At 65.6% G+C, this 26891-nt stretch carries 25 protein-coding genes and 1 tRNA gene; 13 read left to right on the top strand and 13 right to left on the bottom strand.

Translation table 11 applies throughout. The features are described 5' to 3' along the window. The first annotated feature begins 163 nt into the window (after positions 1-163). On the top strand, positions 164-3421 hold the full coding sequence (locus EKH81_RS10655) for a methyl-accepting chemotaxis protein (RefSeq protein ID WP_132058516.1): 3258 nt from the start codon (positions 164-166) through the stop codon (positions 3419-3421). A 204-nt stretch (positions 3422-3625) separates the two neighbouring features. On the opposite strand, the gene EKH81_RS10650 is transcribed toward EKH81_RS10655, so the two are convergent. From EKH81_RS10650 to EKH81_RS10625, 6 genes are all read right to left on the bottom strand, one after another. Beyond that, positions 3626-4867 (bottom strand): mandelate racemase/muconate lactonizing enzyme family protein, encoded by a 1242-nt coding sequence (locus tag EKH81_RS10650; protein WP_132058515.1) that lies wholly within the window; start codon positions 4865-4867, stop codon positions 3626-3628. A 368-nt stretch (positions 4868-5235) separates the two neighbouring features. Next, positions 5236-5595 carry a DUF8055 family protein gene (locus tag EKH81_RS10645; protein WP_132058514.1) on the bottom strand — a complete coding sequence of 120 codons (360 nt, stop codon included), beginning with the start codon at positions 5593-5595 and terminating at the stop codon, positions 5236-5238. Continuing rightward, positions 5592-7259, bottom strand: a complete 1668-nt coding sequence (locus tag EKH81_RS10640; protein WP_132058513.1) for an FAD-dependent monooxygenase — start codon at positions 7257-7259, stop codon at positions 5592-5594. The genes EKH81_RS10645 and EKH81_RS10640 overlap by 4 nt, the downstream gene beginning before the upstream one ends. Next, positions 7252-8880, bottom strand: a complete 1629-nt coding sequence (locus EKH81_RS10635) for an electron transfer flavoprotein subunit alpha/FixB family protein (RefSeq protein ID WP_132058512.1) — start codon at positions 8878-8880, stop codon at positions 7252-7254. The genes EKH81_RS10640 and EKH81_RS10635 overlap by 8 nt, the downstream gene beginning before the upstream one ends. A 2-nt stretch (positions 8881-8882) precedes the next feature. Further along, positions 8883-9731 (bottom strand): electron transfer flavoprotein subunit beta/FixA family protein, encoded by an 849-nt coding sequence (locus EKH81_RS10630; protein WP_132058511.1) that lies wholly within the window; start codon positions 9729-9731, stop codon positions 8883-8885. Positions 9732-9954: 223 nt separating this feature from the next. After that, entirely contained in the window at positions 9955-11046 is a 1092-nt protein-coding gene (locus EKH81_RS10625) for a polymer-forming cytoskeletal protein (protein WP_132058510.1), read from the bottom strand. 120 nt (positions 11047-11166) lie between these two features. On the opposite strand from EKH81_RS10625, the gene EKH81_RS10620 reads away from it, so the two are divergent. Further along, complete coding sequence (locus EKH81_RS10620) at positions 11167-11364, top strand: DUF5800 family protein (protein WP_132058509.1); 198 nt, start codon at positions 11167-11169, stop codon at positions 11362-11364. Between the two features lie 24 nt (positions 11365-11388). Here EKH81_RS10620 and EKH81_RS10615 read toward each other — a convergent pair whose 3' ends face one another. Beyond that, entirely contained in the window at positions 11389-12153 is a 765-nt protein-coding gene (locus EKH81_RS10615; protein ID WP_238392165.1) for a GNAT family N-acetyltransferase, read from the bottom strand. Between the two features lie 213 nt (positions 12154-12366). Between EKH81_RS10615 and EKH81_RS10610 the strand changes: the two genes are divergently transcribed. The 3 genes from EKH81_RS10610 to EKH81_RS10600 all read left to right on the top strand — a co-directional run bounded on the left by EKH81_RS10610 (position 12367) and on the right by EKH81_RS10600 (position 15313). Next, on the top strand, positions 12367-13356 hold the full coding sequence (locus tag EKH81_RS10610; protein WP_132058508.1) for an NAD-dependent epimerase/dehydratase family protein: 990 nt from the start codon (positions 12367-12369) through the stop codon (positions 13354-13356). Between the two features lie 183 nt (positions 13357-13539). Continuing rightward, positions 13540-14211: a hypothetical protein gene (locus EKH81_RS10605; RefSeq protein WP_132058507.1), complete on the top strand. Its 672-nt coding sequence runs from the start codon at positions 13540-13542 to the stop codon at positions 14209-14211. A gap of 52 nt (positions 14212-14263) precedes the next feature. After that, positions 14264-15313: an NAD(P)-dependent glycerol-1-phosphate dehydrogenase gene (locus EKH81_RS10600; protein WP_132058506.1), complete on the top strand. Its 1050-nt coding sequence runs from the start codon at positions 14264-14266 to the stop codon at positions 15311-15313. A 73-nt stretch (positions 15314-15386) separates the two neighbouring features. On the opposite strand, the gene EKH81_RS10595 is transcribed toward EKH81_RS10600, so the two are convergent. Further along, a complete protein-coding gene (locus EKH81_RS10595) occupies positions 15387-15821 on the bottom strand; it encodes a DoxX family protein (RefSeq protein ID WP_132058505.1) in 435 nt (144 codons plus the stop codon). Positions 15822-16166: 345 nt separating this feature from the next. Between EKH81_RS10595 and EKH81_RS10590 the strand changes: the two genes are divergently transcribed. From EKH81_RS10590 to EKH81_RS10580, 3 genes are read left to right on the top strand one after another with little or no spacing between them, the layout of a single operon-like run. Beyond that, positions 16167-17054 carry an ABC transporter ATP-binding protein gene (locus tag EKH81_RS10590; RefSeq protein ID WP_132058504.1) on the top strand — a complete coding sequence of 296 codons (888 nt, stop codon included), beginning with the start codon at positions 16167-16169 and terminating at the stop codon, positions 17052-17054. After that, entirely contained in the window at positions 17051-18940 is a 1890-nt protein-coding gene (locus tag EKH81_RS10585; RefSeq protein WP_132058503.1) for an ABC transporter permease subunit, read from the top strand. Before EKH81_RS10590 ends, EKH81_RS10585 begins: the two co-directional genes overlap by 4 nt. Continuing rightward, positions 18933-19982, top strand: a complete 1050-nt coding sequence (locus EKH81_RS10580; RefSeq protein WP_202935116.1) for an ABC transporter permease — start codon at positions 18933-18935, stop codon at positions 19980-19982. Before EKH81_RS10585 ends, EKH81_RS10580 begins: the two co-directional genes overlap by 8 nt. Positions 19983-20291: 309 nt before the next feature. Here EKH81_RS10580 and EKH81_RS10575 read toward each other — a convergent pair whose 3' ends face one another. The 5 genes from EKH81_RS10575 to EKH81_RS19745 form a co-directional block, all read right to left on the bottom strand. Then, positions 20292-21080, bottom strand: a complete 789-nt coding sequence (locus tag EKH81_RS10575; protein WP_238392164.1) for a creatininase family protein — start codon at positions 21078-21080, stop codon at positions 20292-20294. A 75-nt stretch (positions 21081-21155) separates the two neighbouring features. Beyond that, a tRNA-Arg gene (locus tag EKH81_RS10570) sits at positions 21156-21230 on the bottom strand. A gap of 74 nt (positions 21231-21304) precedes the next feature. Then, positions 21305-21478, bottom strand: a complete 174-nt coding sequence (locus EKH81_RS19360) for an FmdB family zinc ribbon protein (RefSeq protein ID WP_202935115.1) — start codon at positions 21476-21478, stop codon at positions 21305-21307. A gap of 134 nt (positions 21479-21612) precedes the next feature. Further along, positions 21613-22920 (bottom strand): geranylgeranylglyceryl/heptaprenylglyceryl phosphate synthase, encoded by a 1308-nt coding sequence (locus EKH81_RS10565; protein ID WP_132058502.1) that lies wholly within the window; start codon positions 22918-22920, stop codon positions 21613-21615. Positions 22921-23076: 156 nt separating this feature from the next. Beyond that, the gene (locus EKH81_RS19745; RefSeq protein WP_274380493.1) at positions 23077-23205 is read right to left on the bottom strand and encodes a hypothetical protein; all 129 of its coding nucleotides are present in this window, start codon (positions 23203-23205) and stop codon (positions 23077-23079) included. Positions 23206-23230: 25 nt separating this feature from the next. Between EKH81_RS19745 and EKH81_RS10560 the strand changes: the two genes are divergently transcribed. The 5 genes from EKH81_RS10560 (at position 23231) to EKH81_RS10540 (ending at position 26861) form a co-directional block, all read left to right on the top strand. Continuing rightward, positions 23231-24373, top strand: a complete 1143-nt coding sequence (locus EKH81_RS10560) for a hypothetical protein (protein WP_132058501.1) — start codon at positions 23231-23233, stop codon at positions 24371-24373. A gap of 138 nt (positions 24374-24511) precedes the next feature. Further along, complete coding sequence (locus EKH81_RS10555; protein WP_132058500.1) at positions 24512-25162, top strand: RAD55 family ATPase; 651 nt, start codon at positions 24512-24514, stop codon at positions 25160-25162. 85 nt (positions 25163-25247) lie between these two features. Beyond that, entirely contained in the window at positions 25248-25592 is a 345-nt protein-coding gene (locus EKH81_RS10550; RefSeq protein WP_132058499.1) for a DUF6176 family protein, read from the top strand. Positions 25593-25703: 111 nt separating this feature from the next. Continuing rightward, positions 25704-26114, top strand: coding sequence for a CoA-binding protein (locus EKH81_RS10545; protein ID WP_132058498.1), 411 nt, complete (start codon positions 25704-25706; stop codon positions 26112-26114). A gap of 78 nt (positions 26115-26192) precedes the next feature. Then, positions 26193-26861, top strand: a complete 669-nt coding sequence (locus EKH81_RS10540) for an HAD family hydrolase (protein WP_132058497.1) — start codon at positions 26193-26195, stop codon at positions 26859-26861. Positions 26862-26891 lie beyond the last annotated feature (30 nt).

Raw genomic sequence — 26891 nt, 5'->3', positions numbered from 1 at the left:
ACGTCCAAATTTTTAAGACTTCGCTTTCAGCTACCTCGGGTATGAGACCGTCGAGTCTGTCGGAACCCGAAGCGCACAGTCGTCGCGGTCGATTCTCAGGAACCGGTCGCTGTCACCGACGCAGTCCCGTCGAGCGGTCGGATACCGAAATTCGGGAGGAGCAATGAAGATACGAACGAAGCTCATCGGCCTGTGCCTCCTCATTTCGATGGTTCCGGTCCTCGTCGTCGGCGCTGGCGGGCTACAGAACATGGAGTCCGTGGGGTCGTACGCACAGGACCAGAGCGCGACCCACTTGGAGGACCAGATAACCGGAGAGTTGAACAACACGGTTGGTGCGAGACAGGAGGAGTTCGAAAACCTGTTCGACGTTCGGCGAGTGGATGCGCGTTCGTTGGCGGAATCCACGCCGGTACAGAACTATCAGGCCGCGAGCGCGGGTGAGATGGAACTCATCCAACACCAGAGCAGACAGCAGGTCGGCTACGTGGCCCTCCAGATGCACAGTACGGTCGAGAGTACGAAGCGAACGATTCTCGACGAGGAGTACGACGGCCGGGACTGGGAGGAGTTGACCGACGAAGAACAGCGGCGGGTCAAGGCGAAGACCGAGCGCGTTATCGCCGGGACCAGCGGTAACGGGACCGACGCAGACGGCACGATGTCTCAGGCGTTCCAACCGGGCTACATCGGCGACACCGGCTACGCCCAAGTGACCGACGGGGATTCGAACGTCGTCGTCCACCACAGCCTCCCGGACGGCTACAACTACCGAGAGGACGGGTCGCTAGCGGTCTACGACGACATCCGGGCGAACGCCCGGTCGGACTCCGAAATTCGAAACGGCGAGGCGTGGGGCATCGCCGAGTACGAGTGGCAGGACACCACCCAAGAGGGCAACCCCGTCGAGCAGATGTTCGTCGCGTACGCCTACCACGAGGACTTCGACTGGATACTCTCCCCGAGCGTCTTCTACTACGAACTCCAGACGACCGCCGTGAACGACGCCAAGGACGGCATCAACGAATCGTTCGAGAGCTATCTCGACACGCGCTCGGTGACGGTTGACGGCACCGAGATGCCCGCGTACGACGAAATCCTCCTCACCGACAAGAACGGCCGCGGCGTCCTTCGCGCACACAGGTCGGGCGACGAAGTCGTCACCGAATCGGTCGAAGCCGAGACGTACGGCGATGCCGGATGGTTCCTGGAAACGTCGTTGCTCGACCAGGGTGAAGTACACTTCGGAGAGGTCCAGACCGTCGACGGGAAGTCGGTGATGTACGTCACGACGCCAGTCTATCACGACAATCTGTTCGCGGGCTACATCGCGCTCCGATTCAACTACGACATCTTCTCGGAGATAACGAACGACGTTACGGTGGGCGACAACGGCCATCTGAGCATCGTGAACGACAACGGGCGGATACTGAGCCACCCCGAGAGTTCGGTGGTCGAGAACCAGACGTACATCACGGACGAAGACTACGCGGGAACCCTCGCGAACGTCTCGGAAAATCGGATTCTCGAAGGCGAACGGGGACTCACGACGTACGAAACCACAGCGAGTGGTGAACGGGCGGGTCGGTACGTGGCGTACGCGCCAATCGAAATCGGCGACAAGCGGATGTCGCTGCTCGCGACGGTGCCCGAAGAGGACGTGACGGGGCCGAGTCTCGCGCTCGGTCGAAGTCTGAGCGACCGCACCACCGCCGCGCGGGACTTCCTCCTCGCGCTAATCGGCGGCGTGGTCGTGGTCGCGGTGGCGGTCGGATACGGGTCCGCGAGGTACATCTCGACGCCGATAGAGCGACTCCGAGACCGAGCGAAATTGCTGGCCGACGGCCGCTTCGACGACGAAGTTGACATCTCCGCGCCCGACGACGAGGTCGGCGAACTCGTAGACGCGTTCTCGGACATGCAGGGGAACCTCCGACGGCAGGTGACCGAACTCCGAAGCGTGAGCGAGAATCTCGGGGCGGGCGAACTGGACCGCGAAGTACGAACGGATTTCCCGGGCGAGTTCGGGGCCATCATGACAGACATCGAGGAGGGCGTCGAGCAACTCCAAGAGGGATTCGACGAGATTCGGCGCACGAGCCAGCAAATCCGAGACGGAAAGTTGGACCAAGACGTGGACACCGAACTGCCCGGCGAGTACGGAGCGGTCCTCGCGGACTTGGACGCGGGCGTCCAGCAACTCGCCGACAGCTTCGACCAGATACGGAGTGCGAGCAGCCAGCTACGCGAGGGGGACTTCGACCAGGAACTCGAAACCGACCTCCCCGGTCAGTACGGTGCAGTGATGGACGACGTGGAGACTGGGCTGACAGAAATCGGGCGTAGCCTCGCCGAAGTCCGCGACGTCGCGGACCGATTCGCGGCGCTGAGTACCGAGACCGCCGCGAGTACCGAGGAAATCGAATCCGCGAGCAGGGAAATCGCGGACTCCGTCGAGGAGATAGCACACGGGGCGGGGCGACAGACGGAGCAACTGCAGGCGGCGTCGAACGAGATGAACAGCCTCTCGGCGACCATCGAGGAAGTGGCGTCGTCTGCCGACGGGGTCGTCGATACCGCGACCGAAGCGGTCGAGTTAGCCGACCAAGGTCGGGAGTACGCGGCCGACGCGACCGCGGAAATCTCCGAAATCGAATCGGAGGCCGACACCGCGGTCGAGCAGGTCGAGAGCCTCGGGGACCAAGTGACCGAAATCAACGAGATGGTCCAACTGATACAGCGCATCGCCGAGCAGACGAACCTGCTCGCGCTCAACGCCTCCATCGAAGCGGCCCGGGCGGGCGAGGCTGGCGAGGGTTTCGCGGTCGTCGCCGACGAAATCAAGGCGCTCGCGAACGAGGCCGAAGCGGCGACCGAGGAGGTCGAGGTGCTGACTCACGAGATTCAACAGAGCGCCGACGAGACGGTCGGCGAGATGCAGTCGATGCAGGACAGCGTCGAAACCGGCACCGAGACCATCGGAAGCGCCATCGAGATGTTCGACCACATCGACGAGGCGGTTCGAGACGCCGAACACGGCATCGAGGAGATATCGGCCGCGACCGAGGAGCAGTCGGTCTCGACCGAGGAGGTCGTGACGATGGTCGATGACATCTCCAGCGTGAGCGAGGAGACGGCGTCGGAGGCGAGCACCGTCTCCGCGGCGACCGAGCAGCAGGCCGCAGTCGTGGACGAGGTGGCCGGGAACGTCCAGCGCGTCTCCCGGTCAGCGAAGTCACTCCGGGAACTCGTCGGACAGTTCGAGGTCGGCGAGCGCGACGAAGCGACCGTCGAGAGCGAACCCGACGACGTGACCTCCGACGGCGGCCTCGGTGAGACCACCACGCAAGGGGACGACGCGGCCGTCTCGTTCGACGATAGGGAGCGACCCCGGCCCGGTAACGCGGGCGAGAGTCAGTAGACTCGCTTCGAACGGCGAAATTCGCGGTGGGTCGGAGAGCGTCGGGGTTTCCGGTCGGTGACCGTCGGGATTTCCGACCGGAAATCCCGACAGCAGAGCGAACGCCAAAGCGGGGGCGCAGACGTGGACGACGATATCGACGGCGTCCAAGACGACGACATCGAGGGCGTCAAAAGTGACGGTATCGAGACTGTCGGGTGTGACTCACTCCTCGTCGAACAGTTCCTCGCCCGCGACCATCTTGTCGGCGACCACGTCCATGTCGAGAGTCAGGCCGAGTCCGGGCTTTTCGGGAATCTCGATGTAGCCGTCCTCGATAACGTCCTCTTCGACGAGGTCCTCCCACCAGCCGAGTTGGTAGCTGTGGTACTCGACCGCGAGCGAGTTCGGGATGGCGGTGCCGACGTGTGCGGACGCCATCGTCGCGATGGGCGAGGAGACGTTGTGCATCGCGACCGGCGTGTAGTAGGTGTCGGCCATGTCGGCGATTTTCCGGGTCTCTCGCATCCCGCCGACCTTCGGCATGTCGGGCGCGATGATGTCCACGGCCTGCTCTTCGAGGAGTCGGCGCTGGCCATGTTTTCGGTAGACGTTCTCGCCCGCCGCGATGGGAACGGTGGTCGAGTGGGTCACGTTCTTCTGTACGTCGTGGTTCTCGGGCGGGACGGGGTCTTCGAGCCACCAGATGTCGTACGATTCGAGGGCGCTGGCGAGGCGCTTTGCGCTCCCGGCCGAGAACGTCCAGTGGCAGTCGAACGCCACGTCCGCCCGGTCGCCGACGCGCTCGGTGACGGCTTCCACGATTTCGACCTTGTGGTCGATTTCGGGGTTTCGGAGGTGGCGGTTCGCGCGGTCCTTCTCGTGGCCCGAGGGCACGTCGAGGTCGAACTTGAGCGCGTCGTAGCCCAGTTCCTCGACCACGCGCTCGGCCTCGTCGGCGCACGCGTCGGGGTCGGCCTCGTCAGCGGTGTGACAGTCGCAGTAGACCCGCACCTCGTCGCGGTACTTCCCGCCGAGCAGTTGGTAGGCGGGCAGGTCGAGCACTTTTCCGGCGAGGTCGTGGAGCGCGACTTCGATACCCGAGATGGCGGTCACGGTGACGCCCTCGATGGACCCCTCGCCCGACATCTTCTGAATCAGGTGCTCGTAGAGGCGGTCGATGTCGAGGGGGTTCTCGCCCACGAGGAACGGTCGCATTCGCTGAATCAGTTCGGGGACGCCCGCGCCCCAGTATGCCTCGCCGGTGCCGACGACGCCCGCGTCGGTGTACACCCGGACGAGCGTCCACGGGAAGTTGCCGTCTATCATCGTGGTCTGTACGTCCGTGATTTCGAGGTCGCGCGGTCCGGGGCCGCGGTCGGCCTGTAGACCCATCGACTCGGCCGAGAGGTCGCGCATCGTGTACTCGGCGTTCGGGTCGTGTAACTCCGCGTAGTTTCGCACCATGCGAGATACTTACTTCGCCTGGAGTAAAAGTTTGGAGGATGTCGCCGCGCGGGACGTTCGACAGTCGGGTCTGAATACGAGGGACGCGCCGACTGCAGCCATCAGGAGGGTGAAACCAACGTTTTCGGGTGCGAGCGCGCTCAGCGCACTGACCGACCAACACTCGATTCCGAGGACGGTACGCTTATCCACGCGACGGGTGTTCGGTGTCATGAGTGATTTCGTGGTGTCCGCGGGGCGTCGTGCGCTCCAAAATCATGCTAATAATTAGCACACACGTCGCTTAAAACTTCCGGTGGTTTCGGCATCCGTGTCAAGTTCGATAGAATCAGCGGATGCGAAGTTCCTGACGCTGTCGCTCATCGAACCTACCGCCCCGGAACCCCGGTCAGAAGCTGTGCGGTGTCGGCGAGGTCGCGGGTGTCCACGGCCAGTTCGGCGACCTCCCGAACCGTGAACTCGGTGTCGATTTCGCGGCCGTGACACCGGGTGTAGAGTTCGAGCCAGTCGTTCAACGCGCGTTCGAGCAGCGCCATCTCCTCGCGGTCGAGCGGTGCGAACTCTCCCGTTCGGGCGTCCACGTAGACGGCGACCACGTCCCCGACGCCCTCGCGGAGGACTCGGACCGCGCGCTCCTCGTCGGGAGGGTCGTCGGGCGCGTCGAACGTCCGGCGGTCCTCGCGGGCGCGCGCCGCGAGCGCCGCGATTCGGTCGCGGTAGTCGCTCATCCCTGTTTGAATTCGACGCCTTTCCCGCCGCGGGGGTGCTCCCACTCGGTGTCGGCCACGACGGCGCACGTCCCGCACTCGACGCAGGGCTGAGTGTCGAGGCTGATGATAGTTTCCTCGTCGCCGTTGGTCTCGACCGTCTCCTCGCGGTAGCACCCGCCGCCGAAGTCGTGGGCGCTGACCGGGCACGCCGAGACGGCCGCGCCGCTGGCCTCCGCGGAGGCGTCCCGAAGTCGGATGTGGGGGTTGCCAACGTCGGTGTCGTAGGTCAGGTCGCCGATTCGGTCGAGCAGGCTCTTTGGCTCGTAGTCGGCCTCGCCTTCGACGCGCTCGCCGAGTTCCTCGGCGATGACCGTCGGCATCGTGACGTACGGTGTCCGAGTGTCCGGCACGATTTGCGAGAGCGTCGGCGACGAGTAGAGGCTCTCCAGTCGGTCGCCGAGTAGACCGACGGCCGCGCGACCGACGCCCGAAGTCAGGACCGAATCCGTGAGGGCGGTCACGGGCGCGTGCTCGCCGAGCGCGCTCGCGAGGCGGTAGCCCGAGGGTCTGAGCTTCGCCATCAGGCCCTCGTCGCGGAGCTTTCGCTCGTAGAGGTCGCCGACCGATTCGGGGTCGTTGCGCATCCGCGCCTCGGCGAACGCCTCGCCAGCGAGCGCGCCCGCGGTCACAGCGTGGTTCATCCCCTTGATAATCGGTCCCTGCGCCTGCATCTGCCCGGCCGCATCGCCCACGAGGACGAGTCGGCCGTCGTGGGGCGACGGATGGGCCGCCTTCTTCGAATCGGGCACCAACTTCGCGCTATATTCGACCTCGTCGTAGTGGCCCTCCAGCCAGTTCGCCATCAGCGGATGGGTCAGCAGACTGTCGAGGAGTTCGTGGGGTTCGGCCTCCTCGGCGACGAGGCTGTCGAGGTGGAACACCGTCCCGATTGACAAGGAGTCCTCGTTGGTGTAGACGAACCCGCCGCCGCGCACGTCCTCGAACAGGTCGCCCGAAAACAGGTGGGCTTCGCCCTCGTCGTCGTCGATGTCGAATCGCTCGGCGATGACTTCGGGCGGCACGTCCACGACCGCCTTCACTCCTTGGAACCACTCGTCGGGGTCCTCCCAGTCCATCAGGCCCGCGTCGCGTGCGAGTTCGGAGTTCACGCCGTCGGCCGCCACGACGAAGTCGGCCCTGATTGGGTCGAGTTCGTCGCAGGTCACGCCCACGATTTCGCCATCTTCGCGCAGGAGGCCGTTGACTCGCACGTCGGTCAGGAGGCCGCCGCCGGTCTCGCTCGCTATCTCGTGGACCCGGTCTGCGACCCACGAGTCCATCTTCCGGCGGAGCACCGCGTCGGCCCACTCGGTGTCGTGGTCGTGCAGGTCGGAGATGTCGAACGTCTTGACCTTCTCGCCCGCGACGTTGTGGAGGTAGTAGTCGGTCACCGGTCGCTCGGCGGCCTCCTCGCGGAAGTCGGGGAACAGGCCGTCGATGGTGTACGGCGCGGACTCCTCGGCGTAGACGAGTCCGCCCGTCACGTTCTTCGACCCGGCCTCGACGCCGCGTTCGAGGACCAGCGTTTCCACGTCGTTGCGCGCCAACGTCGCCGCCGCTGCGGCCCCGCCGGGTCCGCCCCCGACGACGACCGCCTCGTAGTGTTCGTACTCGTCAGTCATCGCTTACCTCCGCTTGCATCGTCAGTTCGCCCGCCTCAATCGACTCGGTGAGGCGAGGAAGCACGTCGAACAGGTCGCCCTCGATGAAGTAGTCGCTGAAGTCTCGGATTCGCGCGTCGGGGTCGGTGTTGATGGCGACGATGGTGTCGGACTCGTCCATCCCGACCTTGTGCTGAATCGCGCCCGAGATTCCGGCCGCGATGTAGAGTCGGGGTTCGACCATCTGGCCGGTCTCACCGATTTGGCGCTCCTCAGCGACGTAGCGCTCGACGTGGCCGTCCACGCTGTAGGAGGCCGTGACCACGCCACGCGAGAGGCCGAGCGCCGCGTCCTCGAACGCTTCGGCGAGGTCGAGACCGAGTTCGATGCCCTTCGTGGGGTCGTCGCCGATGCCCCGGCCCAGGGCCACGACCACGTCGTGGCCGGTGAGGTCCACGCCCGAATCGAGGCGGTCCCACTCGGTCACGTCCACCCGGAACCACTCGTCGGGCAGGTCGAGGTCGTGTTCGATTCGCTCGCCCTCGCGGTCGAAGTCGGGGTCGAGGGCGTCGAAGCTCCCCGGAATCACCGAACACCCCTGCGGGTGGAAGTCACGTCCGGGATTGTCGAGACACAGAATCGTGGAGTACTCGAACCCTGAGAAGTCGGGACGCTTCATGTGAAGGACGCGGTCGAACTCCACCTTCTCGCCGGGTTCGCCGGTCTTGACCGGGTTCGAGATGAGTTCCTCCTCGATGAAGAGTCCCGAGCAGTCGCTCGCCAGTCCGGAGTCGAGTTCGCCCTGTACCTGCGCCGAGAGGTCCCGACCGTTGTTGGTCGCCGGGAACAGGAAGTACCGGGGCTTGTCGTAGTCGCGCCAGTCGGCGGTAGGTTCGGTCCCTTCCTCGCCAGTGGCCCAGTTCGGCGGTTCCGCGCCACCTCTCGCCATGTCCGAGACGATTTCGGTGTACGGCTTGTGGCGGAATCGTTCGAGTCGCTCGTCGTCGTGGTAGAGTGCCACGTCCGCGCCGTACGCGACCACCTCGTCGGCGAGGTCGTCCATGTCGTTGCCGACGAGGATGCCGACCACGCGCTCCTCCGAATCGTAGTCGTCGTTGTAGCCGTCCATCAGCTCTCGGGCCTTCCCGAGCATCTCCTTCGACACGTCGAGGAGTTCGCCGCCCTGCGTCTCGCAGTACACCCACATATCTCCGTAGGTACCGTCGGTGAGCGCCCGGACGTGCTTCTTGTCGCGAGTCGGGGGTTCGGAAGGCGCTTCCTCGCTTTCTCCTTCGTCCGCCTCGCCCGCCTCGTCTTCGCCCTCACTTCCGGGCGCATCTTCGCCTTCGTCGGCGTCTCCGGCATCCTCCGGAGGCTCCGTTCCCTCTTTGTCGGCGTACTCCCCCTCACTGTCCGCATCGGCGGCCGCCTCGCCACCTTCGGTCGCCTCTTGGAGGTCGTCGATTCGCTTCTGAATCGCTTCCTTCGCCGTCTTTCGGTCCTTGTCGCCCTGCTCGGCCGCCAGCACTGCGTCGAGGTCCGAGGGGTTCGAGACGGCATTCAGTTTTTCCTCCAGTTCGTCCACGGTGTACTCGCTCGGGTCGAGGTCCACCTCGAGGTCGTCGGTGGCGTCGTCGGCCATCGTCAGTCACCCCCCGCGAGCGGTCGCATCGTTTCGAGGACTTCGCCCATCCCCTCCGAATCGTCGGGTTCGACCATCGTGGCCTCGCGCTCGGAGGGTGCTTTCGGAATCGGGTCCACCGCCGAAACGATGGTGGGCGACCCGTCGAGACCGATGAAATCGGGGTCGAGTTCGAGTTCCTCGGCGCTCCACGAAGTGAGATGGTCTTCGTAATTCTCGGCGCGCGCCTCGGTTTCTGCTTTGAGTTGCTTGTGCCGAAGTCGGTGTTCTGCCCGCCGATAGGACGTGTCGAACTCGGGGTCGGTCACGACGAACGCCGGGAGGGGGGCCTCCACGGTCTCGATTTCGTCCACGTCGCCCTCGACGAGTCGCTTCGCGCGGAGGGTGCCCGCATCTTCGTCCACCTCCATCGCGATGACGTGAGTCACGATGGGCCGGTCGAGACACCACGCCGTTTGGGGGCCGGTCTGGCCGGTCTCGCCGTCCGCGGTCTTGAACCCCGCGATGACCAAATCCGGGTCGCCGATTTTCTCGATGCCCGCCGAGAGCGTGATGGCGGTCGCCCACGTGTCGGCCGCCGCCATCTCGCGGTCCGACAGGAGGTAGCAGTCGTCGGCGTAGACGCCCATCGCCTCTTCGAGGACGCTCTCGTAACCCGGCGGTCCCATGCTCATCACGCTGACGCGCCCGCCCCGCTTCACTTTCGTCTGGAGCGCGGCCTGTAACGCGAACTCGTCGTTCGGGTTCATCACGGTCGGGGTCGCCCCGCGTTCGAGGTGGCCGTCCTCGTCGAACGACACCTTCCCCTCCCGGAAGTCCGGGACGCCCTTCGTCAGCACTACCGAGTGCATCGACACCACCGCTCACGGATGAGCTTCTCTCCCATACGTACTCTCGGTATTCGTGCCCATCGTTTATTACATTAACCCCGGAACTGTGTCTGTACGACCACGATTCGCGGTGACACCTCTCGCCGAGCGCCCAATCCACGTCTCGGGATGGCTCTACCGAACGCGTCGCTCGCGAGCGACGCGTTCGAAAAGCCAAAAAAGAACAGAGTCGAAATGCAGACGGCTACTCGTCGCTTTCGGTGGACTCAACGGAGTCTGCCGGGGTGTCTTCCCCGGCGTCCGAGTCGTCGTCCGACGACTCGGACGCCGCGCGTTCGTCGCTTTCAGGGCCGGGTGTCTCATCGGAGTCGGGCGTCTCATCCGAGTCCGACGACCCTTCGGAGTCGGGCGTTTCCCGCAACTCGGAACTCCCCTCCGAGTCTGAACTCTCATCGGAGTCCGACCCCCCATCGCCGTCGGCCGCGATACGCTTGGTTCCGCCGGGTTGGACAATCGTCATCTCGCCGCCAGCGCGCATCGTGCCGTCTACGATTGCGCCGTCGTGGAACCGAAGGTCCTCACACGACACGTCGCCGCGAATCTCGACGCCGTCAGCGAGTTCGACCGTCCCGTTCCGGGTGGTCACGTCGCCGTGGATGACGGTGTCCTCGCCGACCGCGATGTCACTGCGGGCGCGGAGGCTCCCGAACACCTCGTTTCGCTCGCCGACGTCGATGGATTCGGCCCGGAAGTTGCCGTGAAGCCGACAGTCGTCGCCGATGGTCGCGGGCGTCGAGACCCGCCACGAGTCGTCGGACACCGACCCGCTCCGGGGAATCACGAGCGGTTCGGCCTCGATTTCCTCGTTTTCGAGCAGGTCCGAGACGACTTCTTCGGCCGCCTCCTCCTCGCCGATTCGGAGGAGCTGTGAGAGGTAGACGAACACGAACACGATGGTCGGCATGGGGTTGCGGATGACTATCCACCCGTTGGCCTCGAACCCCTCCTCGATGTTCACGTCGTCGCCGATGTCGAGGTCGCCCGACACCATCAGGCGGCCCGCGAGGTGGACGCGCTCGCCGAGGTAGGCGTCCCGGCCGACGAGGACGTTGCCGTCCACGTCGCACCACATGTCGAGGCGACAGTCGGCCTCGGCCTCGATGTGGCCGCCGAACTGCACCCGCTCGCCCGCGATGACGTTGTGCCCGCGCACGCCGAACTCGACCGTGCTCTGGCCGCCGACGAGCACGTCGCCGTCGGTCACGAGGTCGTGTTCCTCGACGGTCGTACCGTCGGGAATCGAGAGTCCGTCGAGCGGGTCCGAGCGGAGCGACACACCATCACCTGTTCCGCTCGCCCCTAATAAAGTTCCGTCAGACGACACCCCAGTTTTCGGAGGGTTGTCGCCCGTCCGCGGTTCTGAGGGTTTTTAACCGACCGGGCCAAACCCGAGTGTATGACAACGCTCGCGTTCGAGGACGACGGCGTAGATGTCGTCTACGAGGGGACCGAATTCAGGCTTTCGAAGGACCTCATCGAGGACGCGACTCAGAAGTCGTACTTCGACGTGACCGACCACGAGGTGCTGAAAATCGTCGAGGAGAACCCCGAGGTGTCGGGCCAAGCGCGACGAATCGGCGACATCCTCAAGTAGCGTCACGCTGCTCTATCGCCGCGTTTAGAGGTACGCCGCGTCCCACCGAACCGGCTTCTTCCGATTCCCGCAGTTGTTGCACTCCAGTCGCTCCATCGAGTCCATCGCGGTGTCGAAGCTCCCGCAGTTCGAGCAGTACCAGCCGTAGAGGTCCTCCTCGCTCTCGTCGCTGTAGGCCGCGTAGAACGGGGCCTTCGACCCGCGGCCGCTCTCGGTCCAGTCGACGTAGAGGGTCTTGTCGCCGAGTTCGCGGACCTCGAACTTCTCGGTGCCCGCCTGCACGTAGACGTTCTCGGTGTAGGTGCTGTCGCCGATTTGGGTGTCGCGGTCGGTCGCCTTCTCGAAGCCGTGGGTCTCGTAGAAGGTGTTGCCAGCCTCGTTGTCCGCGAGGACTTCGGCGGTGACTCGCTCGACCCCGCGGTCGGCGAGTTCGGCCTGCGTCCGTTCGAGGAGGGTCGAGCCGATTCCGGTATCGCGGCTATCGGGGTCGATGTGAAGCCAGAGGACGGTGCTGACCGGGTCCTCCGGCGCGACCGTACTCTGGGAGAAACCCACGATTTCGCCGCCCGCCTCCGCGACGAGGTACAGCATGCCGTCGGTTTCGAGTTCGGCCTCGACGGCGTCGTCGCCGTACCACTCCGAGACCGCGCGGTCGATGGCGTCCGCGCCGAGGATGTCGTCGTACGAGGCGTGGAGCGAACTCGCCGCCACGGTTCGGATGCCGTCCACGTCGTCGGGGGATGCTTCGCGGATTTCGATGCCGTCCGAATCGGCCTCACTCGGTGCCATGCCACCGACGTACGACGTTCCGAGTGATAAATGTTGTACCCGTACATTCATGTCCGAAGTGTATTCGAGATACGTTCGAGAGCGGTTGCAGAATTGGATGTTTATCCAGATATATCCCGAACGAGAGCGAATCGGGAATTTTACGAGGCAGATATTCCGCGTCGTCGGTTCCGAGTTCGGTAGGGTTTTGACCCGAGACGGTCATCGCCGACTATGGACACAGCACTCGTCGTCGGCGGGACGCGGTTCATCGGCCGCCACCTCGTCGCCGACCTGCTCGATAACGGCTACGACGTGACACTCTTCAACCGCGGCAACCACGACAACCCCTTCGCCGAGAACGACGCAGTCGCCCACTTCGAGGGCGACCGGACGAACGACTCGGCGCTCGAAGCCGCGAGGGACGAGGTCGAACCCGACGCGGTCTTCGACTGCGTGGCCTACGAACCCCGCGACGTTCGGGCCGCGACCGAAATCTTCGCCGACGCGGACGCCTACGTCTACATCTCCAGCGGCGGCGCGTACGGTTCCGAGGAGATTCCCAAGCGCGAGGGCGAGACCGAGCTCCACGACTGCACGCCCGAGCAGGCGACCGACGACACAGGGGAAACGTACGGAAACCGGAAGGCCGAGGGCGACCGCGCAATCTTCGAGGCGGCCGACCGCGGTGTGAACGCCCTCAGCGTCCGGCCGTGCATCGTCTACGGTCCCTACGACTACACCGAGCGACTCGACTACTGGATATCTCGCGTGGCGAACCACGACCGCGTGGTCGTTCCCGGCGACGGCGACAACGTCTGGCACCGCGCGTACGTCGAGGACGTGGCGAGCGCGCTCCGCATCGTGGCCGAGGAGGGGACGCCCGGCGAGGCCTACAACGTCGGCGACCGTCGCATCGTCACCATCGACGAGATGGTCGGACTCATCGCCGACGCGCTTGACACCGATATCGAAATCGTCCACGCGGGCGGGCGCGAACTTGCGGCCGCCGACCTCTCGCTCGACGACTTCATCCTCTACCGGGACTACCCGCACGTCCTCGACACCGGCAAACTCGCCGACCTCGGGTGGACCTCCACGCCCGTCGAGGAGGCAATGGCCCGAACCGTCGAAGAACACCTCGAAAGCGACCGCGACGGGAGCGAGCACGACCCCGGACGCGACGCCGAGGAGCGCGTGCTCGGCGTGCTGGACACGCTCTAAGAGGACCGCGAACTCGCTTCTTTCCGCGTTAATCCGAGCGTTCGACCGTTCGAAGGCTCCCGCTAACCCTATCAGGTGGGTGATAACAAACACCCCCGACCGCGATTGATAGGGCATGACACTCTCGCGTCGTCCGCGAACGGCTCCGACCGAGACGCGACGATTCTCGTTCCGAACAGGACGATGATACGCTCCGCGCTTCGTGCGACCGTCAGAGGCGTCGGCGTCGTGCTCCTGACCGCGGTCGAGGTGGCCGCGCTGTCGGTGTGGTTCGGTCTCGTCGCCGACGCGCCGCCGATTTCGCTCGCGGTCATAGTCGGAGTCGCGGCGCTCGCGGCCGGACTGTTCGTGGAAGGTCTGTTGACCTACGTCACCGTGAACGGGTGGCGGCGGGAAGCCCCGTCGCCGTCGGTCGCGCTCCTCGCGCTGGGCGAGACCCTGCTGTGGGTCGCGTGGTTCGCGGCGTTTCGGCAGGTCGGCGACTTCCGAGAAATCGGACTGTTGGGTCTCGCACTCGCGGTCGCGCTCGTGGTTCGTCACACCGTCACCGACAATCTCCTCCGGGGTCGGCGGGCGCTCTCGTCGCTCGTCGGACGCGTGCCCGCCGGACTCGCCGCGGTCGAGGCGGCGGGCGCGACCGCGTGGCTGCTCGTGGTTTCGGAGCGAGTCGCGATTCCCGAGTGGTTCGCCCCGGTCTCGATAGGCACCATCCCGTCGAGCGCGGTCGTCGGTGGGGCGCTCCTCGCGGTGGTGCTGGTCGTCCAGCACGCGCTCGCGGTCCGGTACGCGCTCCGAACGTCGCGGGAGGTCGAGCGCGTGGGCTGGCGGTCGTCGTGGGGGACGCCGCCGGAGTAGGCGCGTCCGGAGAGACGTAAACTGTTTTCCCCGCCCGCGAGAGAGTAGAGGTATGTTCGACAAATCGACGTGGATTCGCCTGCCCCGGAGCGTGGTGGTCGGCCACGGCGTCCTCGACCGGACGGTCGAGGCCGTTTCTGAGCTTCATCTACACGGCCGACCGCTGGTGGTCACGAGTCCGACGCCCCGTGAGGTCGCGGCCGAGCGAGTCGCCGAGGACTTCGCGGACGCGGGCGAGGACCCCGCAATCGTGGAAATCGAGACCGCGACCTTCGACGCGGTCCAGCGCGTCATCGAAGTCGCTCGGGACGCCGAGGCGGGCTACCTCGTCGGCGTCGGCGGCGGGAAGGCCATCGACATCGCGAAGATGGCGAGCGACGAACTCGGAACCGGATTCGTCTCGGTGCCGACCGCCGCGAGCCACGACGGCATCGTGTCGGGCCGGGGGTCGGTCCCGGAGGGTGACACCCGTCACAGCGTGGCCGCCGCCCCGCCGCTCGCGGTCGTCGCCGACACCGAGATTCTGTCGGACGCCCCCTGGGAACTCACCACGGCGGGGTGCGCCGACATCATCAGCAACTACACCGCGGTCAAGGACTGGCGGCTGGCGAACCGGCTTCAGAACGTCGAGTACTCCCACTACTCGGCGGCGCTCGCCGAGATGACCGCCGAGATGCTCGTGGACAACGCCGATTCAGTGAAGCAGGGTCTCGAAGAGTCGGCGTGGATAGTCGTGAAGGCGCTCGTCTCCTCGGGCGTGGCGATGTCCATCGCCGACTCCTCGCGGCCCGCCAGCGGGTCCGAACACCTGTTTTCGCACCAACTCGACCGCATGGTTCCGGACGCCGCGCTCCACGGCCATCAGGTCGGCGTCGGGACGATAATTGCCGAGTACCTCCACAGCGGCGACTGGGAGGGCGTTCGGGACGCGCTGGCGACCATCGGCGCGCCCACGACCGCGGCGGAACTCGGCATCGACGCCGAGACGGTCGTGGAGGCGCTGACCTCGGCCCACGAGATTCGGGACCGCTACACGATTCTCGGCAACGGGATGAGCGAGGCCGCCGCGTTCGAGGCCGCGGAGACGACCGGCGTCATCTGACGCCGGTCGTCTCCGCTCGCCCGTCTGGTGTCCTCTCTCGCTCGTCCGTTTTCGTATCGCTCGTACCTCTCTCCTACCGCTCGTCCTCGGCCACGCCGAGAAACGCGAGCGCGCCGCCGAGCATCGCGGCGTTCTTCAGGAAGTGAATCAACTGCTGTTCGCGCTGCTGGTCGTCCTCGACGGTCCAGAAGTCGTGCATCGTCGGCGTGACGCTCACGAGGAAGGTGGCGACCGCGCCCGCCGCGAGCCTCGGAGCTTTCCAGAGCGCGATGCCGACCCCGCCGAACAGGAGCGCGCCGCTGATGGCGGGAACCGTCCGCTCGGGCGCGGGTGCGGTCCCCTCGGCGTACTCGACGGTCCCCTCCATCGAGAGGAAGTTGTCCACCGCCATCAGCGTCGTCGCGCCCCCGAACAGCAGACGCGCGAGTCGGAAGGCGGTCGAATCCGTCCTCGGTTCCGGGGATTCGGACTCGGCTTCGGGCGTGCGTTCGACCAATTTCGATGCCATCGACGGGGCTACGCCAAGGTCGGACTTACGTCTGTTCGCCGCCTCGGCAGGCCGAATTTGGGTCGGGTATCGCCCGGCGAACCACCGGCGGAGGGCGGGAATGAAAGGGGCCGCCCGGTCGCGCAATGCTTGGTCGTCTCAGCGACCCCTATCGCCGCGCGGTTTGCGGCGATATGTCGCTGAGCGACCGCGACCGGGCGGGGGCTTTCGAGGTGTTTTTTGCTCTACTGTTCACGATTCGAGCGATTGCGACCGGACGAAGCTATTCCACCACAACGAATATCACGATTTCCTACCCGCGAACCACAAAATGAAGTCACCCCGGCGAACACTGTCGAACGTTCGATGATAGAAGTCGAGAATCTGCGAAAGGAGTACGGCGGCTTCACCGCGGTCGAGGGGAGCACCTTCTCGGTCGCGGACGGCGAGGTGTTCGGCGTCATCGGCCCGAACGGCGCGGGCAAGACGACCACCCTCAAGATGCTGGCTGGGCTGGTCGAGCCGACGAGCGGCTCGGCGCGAGTCGCGGGCTACGACGCTCAGGACTCCGAGATGCGCCAGTACCTCGGCTTCCTCCCCGAGGAGTCGCCGCTCTACGAGGACATGACCCCGATTTCGTACCTCGAATTCTTCGCCGACCTCTACGACGTGCCGTCGAAGGTCGCGACCGACCGAATCCACGACACGCTCGACCGACTCGACCTCGACCACCGCGACCGGCGACTCGGCGACGTGTCGAAGGGGATGGCCCGCAAGGTCGCCATCGCGCGGTCGCTGGTCAACGACCCCGAGGTCCTCGTCTACGACGAACCCGCGAGCGGTCTCGACCCGCTGACGACGAACTACATCATCGAGTTCACCCGCGACCTCGCTGAATCGGGCAAGACGGTCGTGTTCAGCGCGCACAATCTCTTTCACGTCGAGAGCATCTGCGACCGCGTGGTCGTGATGAACGACGGCCGCATCGTCGCGGGCGGGAGCGTCGAAGAGATACGCGAGGAACACGGCCGAACCGAGTACCGCGTCTACACCACGGTCGATGTCGAGGGCGCAATCGCGGAGAACGGTGCGTACTGCCGGGTCGTCGAGAGCATGGACGGCGTCGAGGAGACCCGCGACCTCGCGGCCGCCGCCGGGGGCGAAGTCGAAGACATCCAGACCCGAACCCCGAGCCTCGAAGACATCTTCCTCGAACTCGCCGCCGAATCCCCGGACGTGGAGGGCCGCCCGTGAAGCCGGACAAGACCCTCCGAATCGCCCGGTGGGAGGTCTCGAAGAACGCGGGCCAACTCGACCGCCGGACGCTCGCCGCAATCGGGGTCGTCCTCGTGCTGGTGGCCGTGCTCACCCCGATGGTCGCCAGCAAGGGCATCGCGCTCGACGACGGCATCTACCGGGTCGGCGTCGCCGAGGACAGTCCGTACCACGACCCCGTGGTCGAGGACCCGACGTTCGTGGCGGTCGAACCCGACGCCCGCGCGTTCCAGTCGGGCGAGATAGACGTGCTCGTCCTCCCCGACAGGCCGCCGATTCCCGCCCGCTCGCAGAAGGGACAGGCCGCCCTCTCGGAACTCCGGGGGAGCGTCGAGGCGTACAACGACCGGACGATGGCCGACGAGTCCGACTTCGAGGCCGCGTTCCCGGTGAACGTCTCGGTCCGGTACGTCGAGCAGAACGCGTCGCTCGCGGCGTCGGGCGGCGACTCGGACGACGCCGATTCGACCCCCGACGACGGCGAGGTCGGTCTCGGCGGTGGCGAGTCCGGCGACGGCAACGGCGGCGATTCAGGCGACGGCGATGGCGGTAGCGATGCCGGAGAGAGCGGCGACGGGTCGGAATCCTCCCCCTCCGACGGCGCGGTCGAAGCCCCGTCGGTCGGAAGCGGGTCGTCGCTGTTCGGCGGCGACACCGCGGGCGGGACGCCCTCGGATATCACGCCGCCGTTCCCCTTCGAGTCGCTGGTGCTGGCGTTCGCGTTCGTCCTCCCGATGAACTTCGTGATTCAGGCGTACGCCTCCAGCGTGCTGAACGAGCGCATCAACGACAGGGGCGAACTCCTGCTCGTCTCACCGGTGTCGCGGGGCGACATCGTGGCGGGCAAGACCCTGCCGTACTTCCTCGGCATGGTCGCCATCGCCACGGTCACGGCGGTCGGAATCGCGGGGCTGACCCCCGCCGGAGGCGACGCGCCGCTCGAAATCGCGCGGACCGCGGCGGCGTCAGTCGCCGCGGTCGTTCCCATCGCGCTCCTCTTTCTGGCGAGTTCGTTCGTCGGCGCGATGTTCGCGCGGTCGTTCAAGGAACTCACCTTCGTGACGGTGACGCTCTCGGTGTTCCTGACCTCCTACGCGTTCATCCCGGCCATCTTCACCGACGTGCATCCCGTGGCGGCCATCTCGCCGCTGACGCTCGTGGTGCGCGTCCTCGGCGGCGGCGGACTCGCGCTTTCGGACTACGCGTTCTCGACGCTCCCGCTCTACCTGACCGCGGGCGTGCTGTTCGCACTCGGCGTGGGCGTCTACCGCGAGGAGGACATGTTCACCCAGCGGTCGATTCCCCTGAAGTTCCTCGACGCGCTCGACAGCCAGCTTTCGCGGCCCCGGAGCGTGGCGAAACTCAGCGCGCTCTCGATTCCGTTCGTGTTCGTGGCCGAACTCCTCGCGGTCGCGCTCCTGTTCGCGCTTCCGGTGTCGGTGTCGATGCCGGTCTTGCTCGTCGTCATCGCGTTCATCGAGGAGGTCGCAAAGAGCGTCGGCATCTACGCCGGGTTCGCCCACGCCAGATTCGACCGGTCGCTCGGGTCGGTCGGCTTGCTCGGGTTCCTCTCGGGACTCGGCTTCTTCCTCGGCGAGAAGGCGACCGCGGTCGCCCAGCTCGTGGGGCTGCCGAACCTCGAACTCGGTCGGGCGGCGTTCGGAACCGTGACCGGACTCGGTATCGAAACGTCGCCCCTCCTGCTCGCGGGCCTGTTGTTCGCGCCGCTCGCGCTCCACGCCGTGACGGCGACGATGACCGCGCTCGGCGCGAGTCGGGGGCGGAATCGCTACTTCGTCGCGCTCGCGCTCGCGACGGTGGTTCACGCGGCCTACAACCTCACGGTGGTGAGCTACGTTGGATAACCGCCTGACGGTCGCCGGGCGCGAACTCGCATCCTTGCGGAGCGAGAAGACCATCGTGCTGGCGATTCTGATTCAGCTGTTCGTGGCGGCGTTCTCGTCGTTCCTCGCGGTCGGACTCGTGTCGCTGTACGACCCCGGTTCGGTGTCGAACGGGTTCGTCGTGGAGTTCGGCGTCTCGGGCGACGCGAGCGACGACCTCACGCCGGTCATCGAGGCCGAAGACGGCTGGGAGGCGGTCGAGTACGACAGCTACGGCGACGCGATGGACGACTTCCGCGGGGGTGAGGTACACGCCGTCCTGCACGTGAGTCGGTCGGCCGACGGCAGGGCGGACGTCGAGGCTGTCGCGCCCGACGGCAACATCCGAACGACGCTTGTCGTGACACAGATTCGGGACGCGCTCGCCGCGTTCGAGCGCTCCGAGCGGGCCCGTCTGGACTCGCGACTCGAACGCACACCGATTCCGCTCCCGCCCGAGGGCGAGTCGAGTCCCTACTTCGGGTTCACCTACACGGTCCTGCTCCCGCTGCTGATGTTCCTGCCGGTGTTCCTCAGCGGGAGCGTCGCGGTGGACGCCATCGCCGAGGAGTACGACCGCGGCACGCTCGAACTCCTCCGAGTCACGCCGCTGACCGGCACCGACATCGTGGACGGCAAGATGCTCGCGATGGGGCTCCTCGCGCCCCTGCAGGCGGGCGCGTGGCTCGCGCTCCTCTCGTTCAACGGTACGAGCGTCTCGAATCCGGTCGAAATCCTCCTGCTCGTGACCGGGTTCTCGGTCGGCGTGGTGTCGATGGGCGCGTTCGCCGCGCTCCGATTCCGCGACCGAAAACAGGCCCAGTTCCTCTTCTCGATGGGGATTCTGGTGGTGTTTAGCTCCACCTACCTCCTGCCCGAGTCGCCCGCGAACTCGGTGGCGAAGCTCGCCATCGGGAGTCCGACGACGCTGACCCACGCGATGGTCGGCGTCTACCTCGTCGTCGCGCTCGCGGGCTACGCGGCGGTCCGGCGCTTCGTCGGGGCGAACGGACTGGGTGAGTAGGTCGGCCGACTGATTTTCGGGAGCTGAGCGTTTTACGTCGGTTTCGAGGCCGACTTTCCATCTCGGTTGAGACTGACCTTCCAGCTCGGCGCGCGCTGGCGCTCCCTCGTGGAGCGCCAATATGCGCGAGGGACGAGGACCGCAGGCCGGAGCGAAGCGAAGGCCGAGGCCGCAGTCGGTTGGGGAGGGCGTGGCCTGCGGTCGCGGTGCTGTGCGGTCTTCACATGTGACGTGCGAGCAGGACGCTTTGGCTGGAGCGGGACGCTTCGGTGAAAAGACGGTGCTCACGGGAACCGTTTGTTACGAAGCTCACTCCTCCGATTCGAGTTCGTCAACGAGTCGGCAGATGTTCGAAACCGCGGCCTCGACCAGTTTCTCGCCCTTCTCGGCGGTGGCGACCGTCGGGTCGCCGATATTTCCGGCGTGCGTGAGTTCCGCCATGTCCTCGGCGGTGAGCGACCACCCGACCTCGTTGTCGCCGAGCGCGTCGTAGTCGGTCAGCGGAAGCGAATCGTCGGGCGGTTCGACCGACTTCGCGCGGTCCATGTGAACGAGTTCGGGCAGGAGCGAGAGCAGGATGCTCGTCTCGAACTCCGAGGCGTGGAACGACACCTCGCCCGTGCGAATCTCCTCGGCGACCTCCGCGAAGAGGTTCACGAGCGGAACGTGAAACGCCTCCACGCCGTGGTCGGTTCGGAGCGTGCGAACGACGACTTCGAGTTCGGGGTCCTGTCCGAGGTAGTGGCCGTTGAGCAGGAGCACGCGCTCGATTCCCCACTCGCTCGCCGACGCGCACACGTCGGTCACGTAGCGCTGGAACGTCTCCGTCGAGACCGTGAACGTCCCCGGCTTGAAGGTGTGGTGCGGGCTGACGCCGTACCAAATCGGCGGCGCGAGGAGCGCCGGACTCCGCTCTGCGACCAGTTCGCCGATGGCCTCGGGCATGAACACGTCCACGCCGAGCGGCATGTGGTGGCCGTGCTGTTCGGTGCTCCCGACCGGTAACAGCAGGGTGGCGGTTCGCTCGACCGCCGCCTCTACCTCCTGCCACGTCATCTCGGCGACTCGGTACGCGTCGGTGTCGAAGTCGTCGCTCATATCGGAGCGTTCGCGAGGTCGGACAAAAGCGTGACTGAAAGCGGAAATCGGTCGGGCGGAGTTGTCGTAGGATGATGGGCGCTGCAGGATTTGAACCCGCGACAGCTTGGTCCGAAGCCAAGTACTCTGTCCAGACTGAGCTAAGCGCCCGCATCTGATTGTACTGGCCGGTCGGTTTTAAACACCGTGGTTTGGAACCGGGTGTGCGATTCGGTATCGAACCGTCAGTTCGGCTGGCCGCTCCACTCGGTGCGGTCGATGGTACACCCGCCGCAGTCGGGGCAGGTCTGGCGGTCGAGGTCGAATCGAGCGCCGCAGTGCTGGCACTCGTAGGCGTCTCTTCGGCCGGTTTTCCCGGCGGCTCGAACCGCCCGCGCGAGTTTGATTGTGAGACCCATATTTCGTCTGTTCTCGACGAGGCGTACCGCGGCGTACGAAGACTCCCCTCAAGACCTTTCCATTCTCTACTTCTGGTACTTAAAAATATTACTCGAAAACAACGTTCGAACGTCTCGAAATCCGAGAGCCCCGGTTACGCCGGATTCGAGGTCTGCGATAGCGAGAGCGCGAAGTGGGTCGTCGAGAGCGAGTCGGTCGTCTCGACGCCCGTCTCGTCGGCGAGGAGTGCGACCAGACACCGCCGGAGCAGTTCCGCGTCGTCGCCCGCGAGGTCGATTCCGTCGCCGACCCACTCGCCGTCCGCGTCTTCGAGGACGCGGCGGCGGGTCGAAGCGTTCGACGCGGCGCTCGGAGCGTCGTCCGTTCCGATTTCGGCCGCGCGGTCGTGCAGGCGGAGGGACGCCCGTACCGCGGCACCGAGATATCGCTCGGCGAGTCGCTCGGGGTCGGCCACGGACGGCGTCGTGGCGAGATACTTCGCGGCGTGCGAGTCTTCGAGGGCGACGTTGTCGCGGACCCACTCGCGGGCTTCCGATTCGGAGGCGTCGTGGTCGAGCGCGCGGGCCGCTCGCGCGCACACGTCGGCCTCCTCCTCGGCGATTCGGTGGAAGGCGTCGCCGACCACGACTGCGTCCGCGCCCGCGGCGAGTATCTCGGCGACGTGTTCGCGTGAGTCGAGACCGCCGCCGTACCACAGGCGCGACCACGATAGGCTTTCGGAGATGGCCCGGAGAGTCTTGACCGCCTCCTCACCGCCGTAGGTCCCCGAGTATTCGAGGTAGACGAGTTCGCTTTCGAGGTGGCGTTCGGCCGCCATCGCGCGCTGTTTGGCCTCCCGGGGCGTGAGCAGGTCGTCCGGAGCGACGTTCGCCTCGCGGGCCGCGGCGCTGTCGGGGTTCTGGATGATGTACGCCTCGAACACCGCGTCGGCGAGGAGCCACGAGGTGGCGAAGTTCGCGAGCGCGTCGGCCGCGACGCTCGGAAGCCACGGGAGTCTGTCGCCGAGCATGTCGGGAGCCATCTCCTCGCGGACGTACTCGACGGCCTCGCCGAGTTGGCCCACGAGCGACTCCGAATCGCCGTTCAGCACCTCCGGAATCGCGAGCAGGTCGGCCTGCTCGTGGGTCTGGCGGGTGACGTGCCGGGGGCCGCTGGGTTCGTGGAACACCGGCACCGATGCGGGTTCGAGCAGGTCGAACGTCTCCTCGGTGTTGCGGGCGGTCACGTCGGCCGACCCGCCGACAGACACCGCGCTGGTGTGGCGGAGATAGCAGGGGTAGAGCAGCGGGAGCTTCTTGTCCTCTTCGGGGTCGATTTTGGTGATGTGGGTCCACTCGGCGGGCACCGGGTTGGTGTCCACCGGCAGGACCGTCCGCGCGGCCAGCGACGCGCCGCTGGCGAGGCGGCCGACACTCCGAGCGAACTCGTCGGCGTTCGTCATGTACCCGAAGGGTCGCGTGACCCACATAAGTCACTCGCTACGAACTGCAACCCTCCGAATTTGGAACGCACCCTCGAAAAATCTCAGTCCGGTCGCTACGAGCCGTAGATAACGGTAGAACTGCGACGGCCAGAAAGCCCCGCCCGGTCGCGGGCCTCAGGCCCGCGACCGGGCGGCCCCTTTCATTCCCGCCCTGTTGTCGGTCTCGCCGAGCGAGTCCCGTGGATTGGTTCGGCGGGCGTCATCGTTTCCGAACGCGCCCGACCCGAGTTTCACAATACTCATGTAACGCGACGAGCGACTCACGCACGTGACACAGGGTATGGTCGGCACCGTCCGGTCCCGAGTACCGGCGACCGCTCGGGCACTGATGAATCATCTCGCGGAGGCGCGCGACCCGCGGGTGCTGTCGGTCGTGTTGCTCCGTAACGAGGTCGAGTCGGACATCGACGCGATGGTCGAGCGCCTGTTTTTGGACGTCGAGGACGACCTCGAACAGGCGCGAGAGGCTGGCGACCTCGAATTCGCGCCGGGGTCGGACGGCGAGCGCGCTCGATTCGACTACGACACGCGACTCGTCCTCCCGGCGCTCCTCACCCTCGGTCGGATTCGCGTGCTGGCCGGGGACGTGCCGGTGGCCCGAATCCGTGGCGACGTGGACTGCGACCTCGTGGCGCGCGGTCGCGAGACGACTCGAAACGTGGTTCGGGCGCTCCTCGACGGCGACATGCGCGACGCCATCAACGACGACGAGTACGAGGACTTCGAGACGAACCTCCGCCCGCGCGAGCGCGTGGCGGAAGTCGCCCAAGAGAGCCTTCGGGAGGGCGTCGAATCGTGGTTCGAGGACGACGACACTCCCGAGGAGGTCCGCGAACACTACGAGCACGCGGTCGAACTCTCCGAACGACATCAGGACGAAGACGAGGGCTTTCGCGACCTGCTCGACCGGTATCGGGAGGCCGACGCGAACGCCGGTTCCGGAAATGATGACCGGGAGGCGGCCGCCGACGCCATCCGCGAGGAGTACAAGTTCGCGCCGCTCGACGCCGACCTGTTCGAAGCCGACGCCGACCTCCCCTACTTCGCGACCCAGTACGCCCGGGTCGGCATCCTCTACGAGGACATGCTCAACATGTACGAGGCCGACCTCGGGATGGACCTCGGCGAGGGGTTCAAGCGCGCCATCGTGCTGATGGTCGTCGGCGCGCAAATCGGACTCGACGACACCGACGACTACCCCGAGGACAGGGGCACGCAGTTGACGCCCGTGACCGCGGAGTTGAACATCGCCGAGAGTCGAGACGCGGGCGTCGAGAACGTTCGGCGCATCGTGAACGGCTACCTCGACCGCGCGGACGCCTGCGCCGAATCCGACGACCATCTAACGCGTATCGCGGTCGAGTACATCCGCCAGCAGTCGCTCGACCGAATCGACGCGCTCGCGCTCTGACTCCCGAATGGGGGTCGAAGCGTGCCAAATGCCAGACTGCAATCAAAAAGAATATAAGCGGAACAGGATATTTTACGCCAAGACGCCACCGGGACTCACTACGTGGTGTCTCCCGTGGATTCGCTACGAGGAACCGCCATGTACGAACTGGGTGCGGCCTGTCCGGGGGTCGAGGTCGAACCGGGAACGAACCTCTTGGTCGCCGGGCCGCCGATGACGGGTAAGCGAAATCTTGCATTAGAGGTTCTCGCGCACGGCAGTCGCCGAGGGGACGGGTCGATAATCGTCACGACGAAAGACGACGGCGACGACGTGCGTACGTCCCTCCGTGAGCTACTCGGCCGCGAGGAGGGTGGACCGCTCGGCATCGTGGACTGCGTCTCGAAACAGCAGGGGACGAACCCCTCGTCGAGTTCCGAGGTGAAGTACGCCTCCTCGCCCGTGGACATGACCGGCATCGGGATTCAGCTCTCGGAGTTCCTCCAGTCGTTCTACCGCGACCAGGGCATCAAGCGCAACCGCATCCTGCTTCACTCGCTCTCGACGCTGCTGATGTACTCGAATCTCCAGACCGTGTTCCGGTTTCTCCACGTGTTCACCGGGCGCGTCCAGAGTGCGGACGCGCTCGGCGTGTTCGTCATCGACTCGACGACACACGACAAGCAGACGATGAGCACGCTGAAACAGCTTTTCGACGGCCAAATCGAAATCCGCGAGGACGACGACGGCGGGTCGGAGCTCCGGGTGACGGGCGTGGGAACGGAGTCCGAGTGGCGACCGATGGCGTGAGGGCGGAGCGAGTTTGCTGGGGAAGCAGTGCGGAGTACTGTTCGATCCGGCCCATTCTTATAGTGTATGTGTTCTACTATTTTATATGGTGGATGTAGTTCTCTTGAAGCAGAAAATAGAGGCCGAGAAAACCCAACGGCTCGAGGAGTGGGCACAGGAAGTCCGCGACCGCGAAGCCGAGGCAGTCGAAACATTACGGAACGAGGGGGTGTACGCGGAAACAGCCTTTGTCGAACACACGGACGAGGGTGATTTCTTGGTCTATTATATGAAAGCAGAGGACATCCAGCGAGTGTACGAAGCGTACGAGGAATCTTCGCACGCCATCGATAAAGAACACCAACAAGTGATGTTGGACGTACTCGAAAACGGAGAAAACGTCGGAGACTACGACTTGCTGTATCACTTGGATAACCCGGAACTACCGTAGCAGTAATCGATACGCACTACGAACGTATCACGTTCCACTTCGTTGGAATCGCTATCTCAATAGCACCGACCCCACACGCTTTTGCACGACCCACCCCTCGGTTCACACACCATGCCAGTCGAGAGCGACGCCGAACTCCGCGAAATCCTCGGAATGCAGCGAATCGCGGTCGTGGGCTGTTCGACCACGCCCGGCAAGGACGCCCACGACGTGCCGAAGTACCTGCTCGACGCGGGTTACGAGGTGGTTCCGGTCAACCCCTACGCCGACGAGATTTTCGGCCGCGAGGCGTACGACTCGCTCGCCGACGTGGACGAGGAGGTGGACATCGTGGACGTGTTCCGGCCGAGCGACGAGGTCGCGGGCATCGTCGAGCAGGCAATCGAGCGCGACGACGTGAAAGTAATCTGGACCCAACTGGGAATCGCCGACAACGAGGCGGCCGAGCGCGCCGAGGCCGCCGGAAAGCGCGTCGTGCAGGATAGATGCCTGAAAGTCGAACACTCGCGGTTGGTCGCCTAAGAGACCCTTCTGCGCGGGATTCACTCGCCGAGCTCGCCCGACGAGTCGCTTTTGACGTTCGAGCGCGTAGCCCGACCAATGAGTACTGCGGACGTCTCGACGGTCTTCTTCGACCTCGACGAAACCATCTGCGACCACTCGGACTCGACCGCTGACAGACTGGCCGACGCCTTCGAACTCGCGGGCGTCGAACCCTTCTTCGACGTGTCGGACTTTCGGCGGTGGCTCCCGAAAGTGGTCGCCGAGACCGAACTCGAACTCCGGGAGAAGTGCTTCGGCGGCATCGCCGACGAGTACGGTATCGACCCCGCGCGAGCGACCGCGGTCGCTCGCGCGTACGAGGACCCCGACCCCGAGTCGGTCGAGTTCCTCCCCGGTGCGGAGACGGCCCTCGCCGCGCTCGCCGACGACTACGACCTCGCGCTGGTGACTAACGGCGGGCGCGAGACACAGGAGGCGAAACTCGCGGCGCTCGACATCGCCGACTACTTCGAGACCGCGACGTTCGCCGAACCGGGTCGCCCCGTCAAGCCCGACCCCGAGCCGTTCGACCGAACACTGACCGCGATGGGCGCCTCATCCGCCGAGACGGTCCACGTCGGCAACTCCCTCCGGTCGGACGTGGCGGGCGCACACGCCGCGGGAGTCGGGTCGGTGTGGCTCGCGGGGGCCGACCCGGCGACCGACCACACGCCGGACCACACCATCGACTCGATGCACGAACTTCGCTCGCCGCCGTGGGCGTGAGATAATCCTGCGGGCGGAGTGAATCGTAAA

This window comes from Halorussus amylolyticus, assembly GCF_004143485.2.
GTDB lineage: Archaea > Halobacteriota > Halobacteria > Halobacteriales > Haladaptataceae > Halorussus > Halorussus amylolyticus.
The sequence above is the reverse complement of the archived record's forward strand: the minus strand, read 5'-3'. Positions and strand labels throughout refer to the sequence as shown.

Bases quoted from the DNA above. Each gene is read 5' to 3' on its own strand.
- EKH81_RS19745 (WP_274380493.1), bottom strand. From the start codon at position 23,205: ATGAGTATTGTGAAACTCGGGTCGGGCGCGTTCGGAAACGATGACGCC.
- EKH81_RS10645 (WP_132058514.1), bottom strand. From the start codon at position 5,595: ATGAGCGACTACCGCGACCGAATCGCGGCGCTCGCGGCGCGCGCCCGC.
- EKH81_RS10545 (WP_132058498.1), top strand. From the start codon at position 25,704: ATGCCAGTCGAGAGCGACGCCGAACTCCGCGAAATCCTCGGAATGCAG.
- EKH81_RS10565 (WP_132058502.1), bottom strand. From the start codon at position 22,920: ATGACGAACGCCGACGAGTTCGCTCGGAGTGTCGGCCGCCTCGCCAGC.
- EKH81_RS19360 (WP_202935115.1), bottom strand. From the start codon at position 21,478: ATGGGTCTCACAATCAAACTCGCGCGGGCGGTTCGAGCCGCCGGGAAA.
- EKH81_RS10575 (WP_238392164.1), bottom strand. From the start codon at position 21,080: ATGAGCGACGACTTCGACACCGACGCGTACCGAGTCGCCGAGATGACG.
- EKH81_RS10610 (WP_132058508.1), top strand. From the start codon at position 12,367: ATGGACACAGCACTCGTCGTCGGCGGGACGCGGTTCATCGGCCGCCAC.
- EKH81_RS10595 (WP_132058505.1), bottom strand. From the start codon at position 15,821: ATGGCATCGAAATTGGTCGAACGCACGCCCGAAGCCGAGTCCGAATCC.
- EKH81_RS10600 (WP_132058506.1), top strand. From the start codon at position 14,264: ATGTTCGACAAATCGACGTGGATTCGCCTGCCCCGGAGCGTGGTGGTC.
- EKH81_RS10615 (WP_238392165.1), bottom strand. From the start codon at position 12,153: ATGGCACCGAGTGAGGCCGATTCGGACGGCATCGAAATCCGCGAAGCA.
- EKH81_RS10590 (WP_132058504.1), top strand. From the start codon at position 16,167: ATGATAGAAGTCGAGAATCTGCGAAAGGAGTACGGCGGCTTCACCGCG.
- EKH81_RS10550 (WP_132058499.1), top strand. From the start codon at position 25,248: ATGGTGGATGTAGTTCTCTTGAAGCAGAAAATAGAGGCCGAGAAAACC.
- EKH81_RS10555 (WP_132058500.1), top strand. From the start codon at position 24,512: ATGTACGAACTGGGTGCGGCCTGTCCGGGGGTCGAGGTCGAACCGGGA.
- EKH81_RS10605 (WP_132058507.1), top strand. From the start codon at position 13,540: ATGATACGCTCCGCGCTTCGTGCGACCGTCAGAGGCGTCGGCGTCGTG.
- EKH81_RS10655 (WP_132058516.1), top strand. From the start codon at position 164: ATGAAGATACGAACGAAGCTCATCGGCCTGTGCCTCCTCATTTCGATG.
- EKH81_RS10620 (WP_132058509.1), top strand. From the start codon at position 11,167: ATGACAACGCTCGCGTTCGAGGACGACGGCGTAGATGTCGTCTACGAG.
- EKH81_RS10635 (WP_132058512.1), bottom strand. From the start codon at position 8,880: ATGGCCGACGACGCCACCGACGACCTCGAGGTGGACCTCGACCCGAGC.
- EKH81_RS10640 (WP_132058513.1), bottom strand. From the start codon at position 7,259: ATGACTGACGAGTACGAACACTACGAGGCGGTCGTCGTCGGGGGCGGA.
- EKH81_RS10540 (WP_132058497.1), top strand. From the start codon at position 26,193: ATGAGTACTGCGGACGTCTCGACGGTCTTCTTCGACCTCGACGAAACC.
- EKH81_RS10650 (WP_132058515.1), bottom strand. From the start codon at position 4,867: ATGGTGCGAAACTACGCGGAGTTACACGACCCGAACGCCGAGTACACG.
- EKH81_RS10630 (WP_132058511.1), bottom strand. From the start codon at position 9,731: ATGCACTCGGTAGTGCTGACGAAGGGCGTCCCGGACTTCCGGGAGGGG.